The organism is Anabaena sp. 4-3 (genome assembly GCF_001597745.1).
GTDB lineage: Bacteria > Cyanobacteriota > Cyanobacteriia > Cyanobacteriales > Nostocaceae > Trichormus.
The window spans coordinates 61,220-77,578 of the sequence record NZ_LUHJ01000074.1 but is presented as its reverse complement, the minus strand read 5'-3'; the positions used below and the strand labels follow the sequence as shown (position 1 = coordinate 77,578).

The 16,359-nt window shown below is 41.9% G+C and carries 6 protein-coding genes; 2 read left to right on the top strand and 4 right to left on the bottom strand.

Features of this window, described 5'->3' with window-relative positions:
- Positions 1 to 66 precede the first annotated feature (66 nt).
- From psb27 to A3775_RS21890, 3 genes are all read right to left on the bottom strand, one after another.
- Positions 67 to 462, bottom strand: a complete 396-nt coding sequence (psb27, locus tag A3775_RS21900; protein WP_066383071.1) for a photosystem II protein Psb27 — start codon at positions 460 to 462, stop codon at positions 67 to 69.
- Between the two features lie 190 nt (positions 463 to 652).
- The gene (cofH, locus tag A3775_RS21895) at positions 653 to 1,786 is read right to left on the bottom strand and encodes a 7,8-didemethyl-8-hydroxy-5-deazariboflavin synthase subunit CofH (RefSeq protein WP_066426782.1); all 1,134 of its coding nucleotides are present in this window, start codon (positions 1,784 to 1,786) and stop codon (positions 653 to 655) included.
- A 280-nt stretch (positions 1,787 to 2,066) separates the two neighbouring features.
- Positions 2,067 to 3,698, bottom strand: coding sequence for a glycosyltransferase family 39 protein (locus tag A3775_RS21890; RefSeq protein ID WP_066426780.1), 1,632 nt, complete (start codon positions 3,696 to 3,698; stop codon positions 2,067 to 2,069).
- Positions 3,699 to 4,027: 329 nt separating this feature from the next.
- Here A3775_RS21890 and A3775_RS21885 point away from each other — a divergent pair, with 329 nt between their 5' ends.
- Together A3775_RS21885 and A3775_RS21880 are read left to right on the top strand one after the other, a co-directional pair.
- Positions 4,028 to 5,254 (top strand): glycosyltransferase, encoded by a 1,227-nt coding sequence (locus A3775_RS21885; RefSeq protein WP_066383066.1) that lies wholly within the window; start codon positions 4,028 to 4,030, stop codon positions 5,252 to 5,254.
- A gap of 80 nt (positions 5,255 to 5,334) precedes the next feature.
- Positions 5,335 to 7,116 carry a glycosyltransferase gene (locus A3775_RS21880; RefSeq protein WP_231867056.1) on the top strand — a complete coding sequence of 594 codons (1,782 nt, stop codon included), beginning with the start codon at positions 5,335 to 5,337 and terminating at the stop codon, positions 7,114 to 7,116.
- A 144-nt stretch (positions 7,117 to 7,260) separates the two neighbouring features.
- Here the strand turns inward: A3775_RS21880 and A3775_RS24810 are convergent, their stop codons facing one another.
- Complete coding sequence (locus tag A3775_RS24810; protein WP_231867055.1) at positions 7,261 to 16,254, bottom strand: hypothetical protein; 8,994 nt, start codon at positions 16,252 to 16,254, stop codon at positions 7,261 to 7,263.
- Positions 16,255 to 16,359: the final 105 nt, after the last annotated feature.

Sequence of the window (16,359 nt, the reverse complement as noted above, 5' to 3'; positions counted from 1 at the left end):
ACCTGATGCTCAAAAGCACACCCCCGACTTGATATTTTTACAGTCAGGGGAGGGTGAATTAACTGTTTAACCACCTCGTCTGAGTGCGGCTTCTACCTGATCAAACTCTAGTTCTAAGCGATTCTTGAGTTTTTCGGGTACGGGGCGATTGGGGTAAGAACTATAGTGTCCGGCTAGGGAGTTAAGCGCGGTTCGCATGGTGGTAAAGGAGCTAAGTCCAGATACAGAGTTAGCCCGTTGGTAACGAGCAGAAAAGTCATTAATTTTTTGCCGGGCTTCTGCTTGAATTACGGCTCTGTCTGGTGAATCTTGGGGTAATTCTATGGCTTTTCTCAAGATACTGACTACAGCCAAAGTATCTTGACGGTAATCCCCTGTCAAACTATCTCGACTACCACAGCCCACTAAGCCAATCACCACAACCAAAATTAGGGCAAGCAGACGCGACCAATAGCGATTCATAAGCAATATGTAAAATCTATGTAAATCAACGTCCATCCTATCTTGGATTGGTAGCTTAAGGAGCAAGAGAGTGTTGAGTGGGGATTGGGGATTGGGGACTGGAAGGGACTGGATATTTTTAGAGACGTTGCATGCAACGTCTCTACAAGTCAATATTAGCCGTCCACCGCAGTGGCTCACCTCCTGCCTCCTACACCCTGCCATAAAGAGTGTCTCGTTGTTGAAATGGTCTACCTATGGCAGCGATCGCATTTTCCAAGGTGTTAACATCCATACAAGTACCACCAATAGCACCGGCCATTGTGGTAATATGTTCTTCCATTAATGTGCCGCCAATATCGTTGCAACCGGATTGCAAGGCTGCTGTTGCCCCAGCTAGTCCCAGTTTTACCCAACTCGGTTGATGGTTAGAAATCCAATTACCCAAATAAATCCGGGCTACTGCTCCTAATAGTAAAGCATCTGCCAATACTGGTTGATCTCGTCCGACACGACGGCGTAAAGATTTTGGTGCTTCCTGCCCGACAAAAGGTAAGAGAATAAATTCTGTAATCCGGGCTGGGTATCCTTGATTAATCGCAGTTTGTTGCAGCGATCGCAATTTTTCTAAATGCTCAATTTGTTGCACTGGGGTTTCAATATGTCCCGATAGCATGGTGCTGGTGGTAGGTAAACCCAGTTTATGGGCTGTACTGACAATTTCTAACCAGGTAGCCGTGTTAATCTTTTCTGGACACAACACACGCCGCACTTGATCATCTAATACTTCTGCTGCTGTTCCTGGCATAGAACCCACACCAGCATCACCTAAAGCCTGAATCACATCAGCATAGCTCAAGCCGTCCACCCTAGCAATAAATTGCACCTCTTGGGGAGAAAAGGCGTGGAGATGAATTTGCGGAAACTCCTGCTTGATGGTTTCTACTAACTTCAGGTAGTAAGACAAAGATTTGCCGTTAATTTGCGCTTGCGGGTTTAATCCTCCCTGCATACAGATTTCTGTCGCCCCACGCTGTACAGCATCTTGGGTTTTTTCCAGAATTTGCGCCCAGTCTAACCAGTAAGCACCAGCGTCACCATCATCTCGCCGGAATGCACAAAAACTACAATGCTGCTCACAAATGTTAGTAAAATTAATATTGCGGTTAATTATATAAGTCACTGTCTCCCCGGCTTGCTGCTGACGCAGTTTGTCAGCTGTGGCGAGGATGGAGGCGATCGCTTCTGGTTCAGTTTGGGTTAGTAGCTGCACTCCCTCACTGGGGGATAAATCGCACCCTAAGACAGCGCGATCAAGAATAGCATCAATAGTTTTATGGTTCACAGTACCTTAAAACATTTAACAACAAAATTTGTGTTAATTAGCTCAGGTTAAAAAAGGTCATGCTCAGACACCCGACTTCTCAAAGAAGTCGGGTATCTATCCCATAATCATTTATTCAATTATAACAACAGATTTAACTAACACAGCTTAATAATTTTTGTTGGGTCGGTATTACTTGAGATTTGCCAAAATTCTGAGTTGTATGTTGTTGACAATTCCCATGTTAAGCTGCTTGATAATGGTGCAAAATATGACTTAATCCTGCATCTAGAAACCTTTATTATTGATTACTTGCTTTATTTATGCGCCACAGGTCTATACTTAAAGGCTGAAGTTGATAATTGCTATTTTGCTCCATAGCCTTTTTTAACTCAACAGAAGGAGCAAATAAAAATACATCGAATTCATCAGGAATTTTGAAAATATCTTGCTTGACAACAGACGGGGGAAGCACACGACAGGTGTGACAGTAAGGTTTTAGTTGTAACTGAACTTGTGAGTTTAGCTGATGGCTCAAACCTAATATTCTCCCCATGCTACCATCACTGATCAAAAGCGGTCGTTCAACCTGATTAATTAATTTAGCAGCTTGGAGATTTGTATCACTATGACTCTTAGTCCACCAGTCATTGGCTTGCGTTATCATCACACAGGAAAAGATTGCGCCGGAAAATAGCGCACACATCATAATTTTTCCAAATTTTTGTTGAGAAGCAGTTGAGCTAATTTTATTTGCTAGCAGGTAAGCTACAGATATTTGAATTCCCAAATAGCCAGGAATTAAATAGCGGGGAATAATTGATTTTGTTGACGCATAGATTAAATCTTTTAACATGATAGGTAGTGAAGTCACTAAAATTAATGATAAAATAAATAACCATGCTTTTTTAGATGAGTGACGACACAGATAATAGATAGAATATCCTACCAATACTACTATTAGTCCTACCAAACTTACCTGAATTAAATAAGTCAAGTTATTTTCAAAACCAAAATTGATGACAGCCCTTTCGTGATTGGTATCGATAAACATCCGGCTGAGGTTAAATGCCCAGGTTTTCATCAAAGACAAAATAGGCATACCACCTTGCCCCGCAACTATCTTTTTAAGATGATATAAATTTGTAATAATCACCAATAACCAAGGAGAAAAAGCTAGTAACCCAGCGAGTGATGCCAAAATATAGGTAATTAGTTTCTGAGTTAATCGAAAACCTTCTATGGCGATGATATAAACCCCATGTGCTACGGCAACAATGACAGAGGAAGGAAAGGTGTAAAGACTCAGGGCTAAAGTAGCTGCATAGATTCCCCATGATATTTTTGTATTAGTGCGAATTGCTTTGAGCAGTGAGGCACTAGATAGCAAAATTGTCACTATCCATAAACTATACTCTCTCGCTTCTTGAGCATATAGCACCTGGAAGGGTGAGATTGCTAACAATTGTACAGCTAGCCATGCTATCCCAGAACTACCAAATAACTCTACACACAACCAATAGATACTAGGTAAAGCTAGTAAGCTAATTACAGCAGCTAAAGCACGAATTGATACCATTGAGTTACCAAACCACTGCATCCAAAATCTAGCCATTACATAATATAGTGGTGGATGTTGAGCTTCTTCTAACGCTAAAGAGCTAATGGTATCAATTAAATTTTTTTCTGCATTAAGACTTTGATATTGAGATAAATCTGTGACACTAACTCTCTCAACACTGGATACTTTTTCAACCACTTCATATTCTGTATAACCAGAAATACGTAATGCTGTAAAAGCTTCATCATCCCAATATGATTTTTGATCAAGATTAATAAACCTAAAGGTAAAGCTTAATACTAGAATGATGATAATTAAAATCTTGACGTTGCTCAAAGTATCTTGTCCGGAAAAAAACATTATTTTTTTCATGTAATAATTACCTCAATTTGAAAAAACGATGAATAAAGATTTTTTTTAAACCATGATAATGATTGACAAAAAATTCACTAAATATCTCCTAATAAACTTAATTCCAGACTTAATATATAAATCAGGTTAATTCGCGAGATTGGTTCAACTAGATGCACAAAATAACTAGATATATAGCAGTTAAAATTGAGGGTAAAATTTGAATAATTGCGATGACTATATATGAGATGGAAACCAACTAATATCTGCCTATTAGTAGAATTCTTTACCAAGTTATCACTAGCTTCTGCATACTCGTATACTTCATTTCGCCAATCACAATTTCTTTTATGAACGTCAACTCATCTGATACACTGTTAACAGTTCCCACTGGGCCGCTACAGATTGCGGATTTACCGTCCACCAATAATGTCTATTTTTCTTTGGTAATTCCCACTTATAAAGAACGGGACAATATTGAACATGTTGTCAGGATATTAAGTCAAACCCTGGATGAAGTTATCCCAGAAGACTATGAGTTAATTGTTGTGGATGATGATAGTCCTGATTTGACTTGGCAAGTAGCGCACTTGCTGACTCAGGAATATCCACAATTGCGGGTGATGCGACGACAACAAGAACGGGGACTGTCTTCCGCAGTCATTCGGGGTTGGCAGGTGGCGAGGGGGAGTGTCTTAGGGGTAATTGATGGAGATTTGCAACATCCACCAGAAGTATTGACGCAATTGCTGGCTCAAATTGCACAGGGGGCAGATTTAGCAGTAGCCAGTCGTCATGTAGATGGCGGTGGTGTGAGTAGTTGGAGTGCGGTGAGGCGGTTCTTATCTCGTGGCGCGCAGGTATTAGGATTGATTATTTTACCGGGAGTGTTGGGAAGAGTTTCTGATCCTATGAGTGGTTATTTTATGGTGCGACGCAATAGTATTGTGGGTGCAACACTTAATCCTGTAGGTTACAAAATTCTCCTAGAGGTGATTGGACGGGGCAATGTTGATAGTATTAGCGAAGTGGGTTATGTATTCTGTGAACGTCAAGAGGGAGAAAGTAAAGTTACTTGGAAGCAATATGTAGAATATATTCACCATTTAATCAGATTGCGGTTGTCTACTGGTGGTATGGGGCGATTTAATCAAGGTGCAGGTTTTCCTATTGGTCGATTTTTGCGGTTTGGCTTGGTGGGGCTGAGTGGGGTATTTGTGGATATGGCAGTGCTGTATTTACTTAGTGACCCGTCTACCTTGGCTTGGCCTCTGACTCGCAGTAAAATCTTGGCTGGGGAAATTGCTATTTTTAATAACTTCTTGTGGAATGATGCGTGGACATTTGCGGATGTCTCTATGAGACAGCGACAATGGCATCAACGCCTGAAGCGATTTTTGAAGTTCAATGTGATTTGCTTGGCTGGGTTAATGTTGAATGTGCTGGTGTTGAATTTGGTGTTTAATTTCCTGCTGCCTAACCGTTATATTGCTAACCTGATTGCGATCGCAGTCGCTACCGTCTGGAATTTCTGGGTAAACTTAAAACTTAGCTGGCGAGTTACAGATGTGAAATAACCAGCGAACTTAAATAGTCAATGGCAGTCTAAGATATACAAATTGACTTGTTCTGGTGCGTGGCTTGTTGCAAGGAATCAATGCGTTTGTATAATTGGCACTCTACCATCTCATCTCGCTGGTTTCATCCTTTATTGTTGCTGATGTGGTTACTCATCGGTTTAGGCTTGCGTTTAACTAATTTAACTGCCAAGCCTCCTTGGACTGATGAATTTTCTACCTTGGTGTTTAGCTTGGGGAATAGTTTTTTAGGAGTACCTTTAGATCAAGCGATCGCACCTGATATTTTATTACAACCACTACAACCCCAAGCCACGGCAAATATTCCGGCTGTCTGGCAAAATCTCAGTCATGAAACCAACCATCCTCCAATTTACTTTGCTTTGGCTCACTGGTGGATGCGGTTATTTCCTGCACAACAGGGTTTAGTTTCTCTGTGGGGGGCGCGATCGCTGGCGGCAATTTTCGGGGCTGCATCTATCCCCGCTATTTATGTCTTAGGATGGATGACATTTCGCTCGCGCTTAGTCGGACATTTAGCGGCGGCGATGATGGCTGTGTCACCCTACGCCATATTTTTGGCACAGGAAGCCCGTCACTACACCTTAGCAATTTTGTGGGTAATTGCTAATTTCGTTTGCTTCATCATTGCCACTCGCCACATCCAACAGCACACCCAACTACCTATTTTCATAGCATTAACCTGGGTAATTATTAACGCCTTGGGCATTGCTACCCATTACTTTTTTGTTCTTACCCTAGCCACAGAAGCCTTAGTGTTGATAGTGCTAGCTTGGCAACAAATCCAAACTAACCCTAAAGTTTTTTTATCTCCTCCGTGGCGACGGATTTATGCTGTAGTGTTCGGTACATTTGTCGCTGCTATAGTTTGGATACCAATTTTCTTACAAAATAGCTATGGTGAAGACTTAACAGACTGGATACAGCAACCCCGTGAGGGTTTGGCTTGGTTAAGTCCGATTTTTCAGGCGTTTGCAGCTTGGGTGACAATGCTGTATTTGCTACCCGTGGAAGCACATCAGTTAGTGATTGTGATTGCTTCTGGCTTGGTGATGCTGATATTTATGATATGGGCTGCACCGATTTTAGTGCGTGGGTTGAAGGTGCAACTACAACAACCAGATACTCAGTTTGTGACGCGGGTGTTGGCTGGGTTAGTTGTGGGTGCGATCGCTTTATTTTTTGTCTTTACCTATTTTTTGGGTATAGACTTAACCAGAGGTGCGCGTTATAACTTCGTTTACTTTCCGGCTGTAATTGTTTTACTGGGAGCTAGTCTAGCTGTAACTTGGCACAGTCATCAAGGTAAAAAAGCCGTGATGCTAATTTGGTTGATGGGATTTGTGAGTGCAATTACAGTCATCTGCAATTTAGGTTATCAAAAATACTACCGTCCTGACCTGTTCGTGAAATTAATTCAACAAACCTCTCAAGTTCCCGTTCTCATTGCCACAACACAAATCACCCACGTACAGATAGGTGAGATGATGGGAATAGCTAGGGAATTGAGAATACAAGATATTGACTCTCCCGCTTCTTTATTTTTGCTGGCACATCAAGACAAAGATGTTCAGACTGCAACTACTACCCTAGCAAATACTATACAAGCCTTACCAAAACCGTTTGATTTGTGGCTGGTAAATTTTCATGCGCCTGTAGACAAAGCCGTTAAAGAATGTACAGCCGAAACTCAATCTTTACCAGCAGTAGACGGCTATGAATACAAATTTTACCATTGTCCAGTCGCTTCTTTAGGAGACGCTACGCGTAGCTCGCTTCCCCAAAGGGGTAAGCTACAATTCAAAATTCAAAATTCCAAATTCCAAATTAAAGACAATTAACTCTCAACTTAAAAAAACGTCATACCCAGATACCCGACTTCTCAAAGAAGTCGGGTATCTATCGCATCATCATTTTATCTTTAATTATGTTGACCGACTGAGCTACTCGCTTGCTTGGGAAAATCAAGCCTTTTCACTCAATTACTAACGGACAGATAATCCTAGTAGTAAAGAACCACTACTAGCCGAAGTATTAGTACCAGAACTAGAGGAACTGCGAGTAGCTAAAGAAGAAAGTGAGATAATTGGACTGATATTAACAGGAGAATAAGCTGTGCTTCTCCTACCCAAAATGGATAAATCGAATGGGTTAACATTAGTTGTGCCTGTAGAGCCTGGGTTAATAATCGGGTTACTATTGGGAGGTAGCAGTATTAAGCGGCTATTCACGACGTTAATTGATGAACCATTGTTGACAACAGTTTCTTGTAAAGCAGATTTCTTAATAGTAACGTTACCAGATGTCTGAGTCAGGTCAACTACACCATTAGGTAATAATCTTGAAGAATTAATTGGTGTGCTGACTACAAAATTATTATTACCTCTTCCTTGAACTTTTAGGGTTCCTTGGTTACGGTTGATTTGGAAACTATTGTTTCCGTTTCCTGTGGTGATTGTGGTGGGATTTTTAGTCCCTAAAATATTGCTTCCAGAAATTATATTACCATTTACCGTTTCGTTGAGAACATTCCCATTCGTATCTAAATTAGGGCCGATGCGGAAGTTATTATTGGCACTCGCACTACCATCTATATTAGTGGTTGCATTTGTATTCAAGATGGTGAAGTTATTCGTTCCTTTACCTAGCTTAATATTGAGGAACTTAAAGCCATTATAGTAAATGCCGTGAGCCATACCTAAGCCAGTGAGATTTGTATCTGTTAACACTCCTGAACGACTAGATGTATCTTGGGAATTATCTATATTGAGAATAGAGTTATTCGCCGTTGTATCTCCATAAATACTCAAGCTGCCTTGAATTTTGTTCAAACCTGTGTAACCAGTGTGACTACTACCAATATTCACAGTATCATCTCCCCCACCTGTGTTGATAGTAGTCGTTGCAGCTAATTGTTTGATGTTGAAAGTATTTTTATTTCTACCACCATAAATCCCTAGTGATTGAGCAGAAATCAAACCATCAACTGTAAATGTAGTTCCTATTAAACTTGGGTTGTTGTAATCGCCTCTAATTATCACATTGTTAGTAGCTGTGATAGTTGCAAACTCATTAATTTGGAAGTTATTTCCTACCAATAAATTGACATTATTCGAGGCTTGCACCTGAGCATTATCTAATATGCTCAAACTGATTGCAGTTAAATTCACATCAGTAGCTTTGACAAGTGCATCATTGACAATAAACATATCTACCCCAGAGATGGTTACTGTATCTTGATGACTCACAGCCTGTTGTATATTAACTTTTGCACTTGCTGTATTATTGGCTTTAATCCAGCCACCTGTGGTTATATTCAGCAGGTTGGATGTACCGAAGAAAATATTCTTCGTATCAATATTGGTGGTGGTTGTGTCTGCGTCAATGACAATATTGCTACCAGTCTTAATGCTTTGGTTATTGTCCAAGGTATCAGTAAACTTATAAAGAGCAGAAATTGCTGTGTCGTTTTGATTTGTGGTTTGACCAATCTTGATATTTACTTCACCTTTGCTAGCAGTCATTTGTTTGACATCTACTGTCACCGGGTTACTATCGTAACTCTTAGCAGTTAAGTCTAAATAATTGGAGTGACTAGCTTGGACATGGAGATAAATATTGCTAGCTGGAACATCTGCGGTAACTGGATTATAACCTTGAATCAATTGAGCCGCTACACGTTGCTCACTCGTGCCAATGCTACCATTTACAGCTTTCATTTTCAGGTCACGGCTAATAATTTCTTGTGTCGCTCCTTGACTGAAAATATTGCCGCCACTGTAAAGAATAGTGCGATCATGGGGATTATCAATCACACCTTGAAGAATTAGGTTAGAAGTACCCCAGTTATTAATAGTTACTACCGTCGGATTAATATCTAAAGGTAGTTGCAAAGTGGGAATAGTCGGGGCGATGTTTGTATCATCGACATTGACATTGTAGTTAATCTGCGGAACTACCCCAGATTTGACAACATTAATATGATTGATAATCAAATTCTTGGCAGAATAATTATCAATTTGCACCGTACTGTAAGCAGGATCGGAAATTGTATATACACCTCTGTCAACAAATTTTCCATTGCTTGCCATTTCCGAACTACGGTCAGGAATAATAAAGTTAACTGCGCCAATATTACTATTATTAATATCATCAACAATGACATCTGTATCAGTAATTGTGGCAGTAACATTATCACTCTGTTGGTGAATTTGTCCTGCTTGATCAACAATCAAAATTGGGTTAGCTTCCCTGGCCACCAAGGTAACTTGGGAATTGAAATCAATCGTTGGGGTTGGCTCAAAGTTGTTGTCTGTGGAATCAGAACCAATATCTAAGAAATACCTTTCACTATAGGCATGACTCTTGTAATTTAAGTTAGCAAAATCTGATTCTACATCCAGTTTGTAAGCTTGTATCTGGGATGCGCTATCTGTCCAAACTGTGGCGGCTAAGGGGATGTTATTGGTAACTGCACTATCTGTATCTCCACCGAAGGCAAAACAGGTTGCTGAGGTTGTGGAATTGCTGTTGACGTTCTGATAGGTGGCTGAGAGGTTAACAAAATCACCGATGAGACTGCTATTAGCATTAAGATTGACAACGGCTTTGGTGTCGGCTAAATCAACTGTGGCATGGGCATCAATATTACCAATAAATCCGCCTCCTGTTGCTTCCCCACGGGCGTGGACTTTCAGGTTGTCAACTGTGGCGGCAACCGTGAGTTTTCTGGCTTCTAAGGCAGCATTGCTGTTGATATTGGTTTGATTTGTGCCATTGACTCGGAATGTTGTCTCTGCATCCGCATCACCGTACAAACCAACTCCATCGGCTTTTGCTTTGACATTGCCATTGGTGTTACTGGAGGATGCAACTAAAAGTTCATTCCCGGCAATGATGCTGGCACTATCATTAATACTGGTTTGAGTGTTATGGGTGAGTGTGGCATGGGCTTCGGCATCAGCAAAGGTAATTAGTGAACCGGCTGCACCATAACCAGAAATATTAAAAGTATGGTCTGATTGAGAGGTAATGCTGACGTTGCCTTGGGCATTAATCTGAGCAGAAGCATGAATGTCAGTCTTGTTAGTGTTGGTGACATTTGCATCAATTCTGGAATCACCAACGGCTACTGCCCCAAGTACATCTGAATCAGTTGAACTGGTAACTTCTGCAACGGATAGGGATTTGATGGTGACATTTCCGGTGGTTGTGATTGATGCACCACTAGCAATATATGTTGTCACCGTTGGGGAAATGTTCAAAGTGGCTTGAGTACCATTCCCTCCAACCAATGCTCCAACAGCACCTTCAGCATAGGCGGAAAATTTGCCATCTCCTTGGCTGGGTATGGTTATCGAAGCGGTGGTTATGAGTTGATGGTTCGTACCTGTTGCAGTTGAATTATTTAAATCTAGATGCAGGTTATGCTGATCAGTGTTACTTGCTGTTAAGTCTACTAGGCTTTGTTTGTTAAACAAATGAACGCTACCAGTTCCGGTTAAGCCTGACTTGTCTAGGGTTAATGCTGCCCCGTCTTTTGTCGCTGCTAATTGGAAGCTATTTTGAGAGGAGTTAACAACATAGTAGCTAATGCCTTCTTGTAAACCTTGAAGTCCTACAGCAGTGATTTGGTGGATACTATTTTTGGGTGCTGTGGTGATATCAATGGCAGCACCATTTTCAGTTGTGCTGAGTTGGAAGCGATCGCTGTCTACTCTGATGACGTAATAGGTGGTATTGTTGGTCAGATTGCCTAATGCTGTTCCAGATGTAGTGTAAATGACTTGATCGCCAGTCTGGAATCCGTGATTGGCAGAGGTAAAGGTATCGTTGCTGATTAAATCAGTATTTTTATTAAAGTTATTGCTGGCAGGAGGAATATTTGCTGGGAGTTCCTCGACAATTCTAAATTCAGCAGTACGACGCTGATAAATCACCAGATCGCCGTTTTGGAAGCCATGATTATTAATTGTAATCGCAGTATTGATACCTGCTAAATTCACAGCTTGGGATGGTGCTAGGAAAAGCTGGTGTTGATGATCATTGCTACCGATGTCAAGGGCTGTACCCGCTTGAGCATTGCTTAAAGTGCTGGCTAGGCGGAAATTATTAGCGTCAACTTTGATGACATAGTAAGCTTTATTCGATTCTAGACCAATTAAAGCTTGTCTTGATGTTTGGTAAACAACGCGATCGCCTGTATTGAATCCGTGTCCTTCCTGTGTAATTTGATTATTGTCATTGTCTGAACTATAAGTAAAACTAACTACGAACTGAGTTTCGGCTAGTTGAACTGTTTTATTATCCAGAACTTTGACGTAGTAAGGATTGCCTGAAACTAAACCACCGATAGCTGTACCATTTGCAGCTTCATAGATTACCTTGTCGCCATTTCTCAGATTGTGATTTTGATTAAATCTAATGGTGTTTGCTTGCTCATCTACGGCTGTTCCCTGAAACTCACTACCGAGTTTGACAGTTGTGCTGTCAACCGCAATGACATTGTAAGTTCTGTCATTGCTAATACCACCAATGTCATCACCACCACCATTCGAGTAAATCACCTGATTACCGGTTTGCAAATTATGCTCGTTGCTGAAGGTAATGGTACGGGCAGTGTTATCGACTGCAAGACTAGGATCAATGTTTGTGTCAGCGATCGCAATGGGAACACCGGCACGGCTTTCAACGGTAACATTCCCAGCCTCAATGATAGTATTTGCTCCCACATAAGTATTAATTGTGGGTTGAGAATTAACTTCAGAGAAGGCTAAACCAACTGCTAACCCGCCATAATTATCTCCTTCCGCAGCCGCATCACCATCTAAAATCACATTCGAGATCACATTGACATCTTGAGCAACGTTAATCAGATTATTCTCACCAATGTATACATTGATTTGAGGATTAACATTCACCTGAACGTCAACACCATTACCGGAAATAATACCTCCACCAGCTGCTAAACCAGTTGCTTTCACTAATTGATCGACGTTTGCAGTGATATTGAGGTTGTTTGTCTGCTGAACTTGCACACCCTGATCGAGATATGCTGAAGTTGCTCCAGTTTCTTCAGCTTTTGTCAATACAACCCCAACCGCAGCAGCACCGACACTAGCTCCCTGAGCATCTGTTTCTAACCGCGAAATGGAATCAGCAATGACATTAACTACCTGAGCTTGTCCATTCCTATTTACTGTAGTGTTTTCACCAATGTAAGCCGTCGAGTTATTGTCAGAAGTGAGATAAGCAACCGCCGCACCTAAAGCCGCACCGCCAGCAGCACCAGCTTGAGCGGTTAATTTTGTCGAGTCTACAAACCCAGTGGATTGAATAGTTGTGTTGGCAGCATTGACTCTCGAAATTGCGTCTACATAAGCCTTAGCATTATGGGTAATATCTGCAATTGCGATCGCTGCACCCGCACCTATAGCACCAACAGATGCGCCTGTGACTGAAGCATTCAGTTTGGTGGTTTCATGAGCATTCACAATTAAGTTACTTCTAGCACTTGCAGTTCCCGCAATAAACGCTGTAGTTCCCGTCAGGCTGGGGAGAGTAGATTCAGGTTTGAGAAATTGCTGTTGTTCATCTCCAGCTTGACTCAAAGTAATTGCTGCACCGTCTTTGGTTGCAGACAGTTGGAAACTATTTTCATCAATCACTTTGACATAGTATGTTTGCTGGTTGTTTAAGCCAGATGTATCTGTACCATCGCCTACTAACTCATAAACAACTGCTTCTCCATCTGTGAAGCCATGATTCTTCAGATCAATCGTACTGCCATCGGTGGAGCTAAACGCCCTGCTATTAGAGATATTTTTATTGGTAGTAATGTTTGATTCGCCATTACTATCTTTACCCATGTTGTCCAACTCTTTTAGTTGCTCGGCTACTATGCTGAGAGTATCGCTAATAGCTGTGATAGCATCACCAGACATATCACTGCTGACGTTAATGATGGAAACTGCTCCCTGAACGCTAAAACCTAACCCTCCACCCCAAGCAACAACATCAGAGGTTAAGGATTGTTGTGTTTTAGCTTCTACAATTAAGTCTTTGTTGGCATTGACAATCGATCCTTGAGAAAAGATCAGATCACTAGAGTCGATGTATGCAGTGGTAGCATTTTTCATGGTAGTGATATCAATACCAACACCTACTGCATTCCCACCAACCCCGGCAGTACCAGCATTAACATTTACCGTACTGTCATTGAAAGCCTTGATGTAAACGCTTTGTTCAGGAATCGTAGAGCCAATTGTGGCATTGATAGCAACATCTTTAACATAGGCTTGAGTCTGATTCTCGAAGGAATTGACGGCTATACTACCCACAAAGGCAAAACCACCAATGCTAGTAGTACCAATAGTTACGTCGAGATTATCTTGACTTGTGGCGAGTACCGCAACACCAAATAAGGATTGTGTTGTACCAGTGCCATCCGTTTGAGGAATTGTGATACTTTGTTTACCAACGCCATCAATAGCGGAATTATTCACATAGGCAGAGGTGGTATTTTTAAAATCATTGACTGCCATTGTGCCACCTATGCCCAGTAAACCGCCACTCAACGTTCCGCCTTCAGTGATGATTGAGTGGGTGGCATCTGCTAATATACCGACACTGCCTTGAGCTTTGATGTTGCTTTTATGGACAAACGCATAGACGTTGTTACTCATCTGATTGACTGCTACAGAACCAGCAGCCCCTACCACTGCACCACCAGAACCACCAACAGCGATGGTTTCAATTGTGCCTTTGTCTAATGCACTGACGATCGCATTACCTGATGTATGAATATTTGTGACTTTGCCATCATCGGCTGTAACATAGGCTTTCACAACATTGCCGATATTGTTGTAAGCTGCCGCCGCACCAACCCCAGCCCCACTAATACCAACACTAATTTGTCCGGCTAAAGACTTAATTGTTGATTCGTCTTTGGCTGCAATTTCTACACCATTGAAACCAGAGATAGTTGTATTTTTAACATAACTCTCTGTGGTATTAGTGATATTGTTAACTGATACTGACCCTGTAAGTGCTACACCGTCAGCAACAGCCGCCCCTGCTGACTCACTCTTGATTGTGCCTGTATTTTCCGCTATAACACCCACGTATCCTGCAATAGAAGTAACATTACTATCACTGATATATGTCTGTGTCGTGTTAGCAGAGTTGTTCACAGCTACAGATGCACCAAAGGCAGCACCACCCGCAGTGGCAACTTGTCCCGCCGAGGCTTGAATGGTTGCAGTATTCTTGGCTGATAAGTTGACATCACCCTGAGCGTTAATTTTCGCATCATTAGCTACATTAGCTCTCACCGTATTACTGAGGTTATTTTCAGTTATAGCCCCACCGTAAGCAAACAGTCCAGCACCAATACCACCGGCGGCTGTAGAATCAATTATGCCTGTGGCAATTGCATTGAGATTGACTGCACCTGTTGATGTTGTGAGTGTCGATTTATTCACCTCAGCAATGATTTGACTGCTGATGTTGTTTGTAGCGGATGAAGCACCATCAGAGGCTACTATACTCAAAGATACAGCACCAGCGAAAGATTCTATCTTGGCATCTTCTTGAGCAGTTAAATTGATATTGCCACTAGCTTGCACATTTGAGTCATTGACAATATTCGCCTGAATCACATTGGCAATATTGTTAACTGTTACCGCACCTGCGCCACTAAAACCAGGAGCAAGTGAGCCACTGACGCTGAAACTCTTGATGTTTGCTTCTTGGGAATTAGCATTTTTGGAACTAGCATTGAGGGTGACATCACCAGTGGTGGCGGTGACAGTGGAACTGTTAATTTCTGCTATGATTTGGTTGCCGATGTTATTGATGGCAATAGATTCACCAACTGCTGCTGTTGTACCGCCTGATACTTGACCGGCTAATGCTTGAATATTTGAGCTATCCCATGATGTTAAGGTGACGTTACCTTGGGCGGTAATTGGTTTAGAAGCAGATATATAACTCCGAGTAGAATTATTAATATTGTTCAATGCTTCAGCACCAGCCCCGCTTAGTCCGACAATTCCTCCTGCTACTGATGCGGCTACTGAGGAAGTTGTAATTGACGCTGTTTCTGTGGCGGTTAACTGAATATTACCAGTGGTAGTTGTGAAGCTATGGGTAATATTCCGAATAAAGGCTTGAACATCATTGGCAATCTCGTTTTTAGCCAGAGATACTCCCACTGTTGCAGCACCACCAAGGGCAAATGTAGCGGCTACGGCAACAGAGGCAGCATCAGCCGTAATTGTTGAGGTATCATTAGCCGTTAAACTGATGTTAGCAGCACTAATACCCGTGGTGCGATCGCCATCAATAAAGGCTTTAACTAAAGTCCCTACTTTATTGACTGTGTTCACTCCTGAACCACTACCAGAACCTCCCCCAACACCAGCAGCGATAGCCATCGCACCTGCACCCACACCAGCGTTAATATTGCCATTGGCAACTGCGCTCAAGGTTAAGTCACCTGTAGCCATGACGCTGGAATTTTGCAAATAAGCTTGCACTTGGGCAGGGTTATGAGTATCCCCCTCATAGCCAATGAAGTTATTAGCGATCGCTGCACCGATGGCAACTCCTACACCAGCAGCCCCACCACCAGCAGATGCTGAGGTGGCGGCAATCTTGGCATCAATGTTAGCGGAGTTTGCTGCCGTTAAACTAACTCCACTGGCACTATCAAGTACACTATTACTGATATAGGCGTTAGTCTTGCCCAGAATTGTATTTTTAGACTCCGCACCTGCACCACTCAAGGCTATACCTGCTGCGACACCAAATCCTGCTGCTAAAGAAGCGGCGACTGATACGGCTTCAATAGTTGCATCAGTAGTAGCAGATAGTGAAATATTGCCTGTGGTTGTCTTGAAGGAGTTATCTGCATTGTTGATATAGGCTTCGACTTCGTTAGAAATCAAGTTATCAGCTAGGGCAACACCGATAGACAAGGAAACACCAACCGCACCTGCGAATGATGCTGCTAGAGATGCTGCACCTGCATCAGCTTTGATTGTGGAGGAATCTTGAGCCGAGATAATGGCAGATTTAGCTTG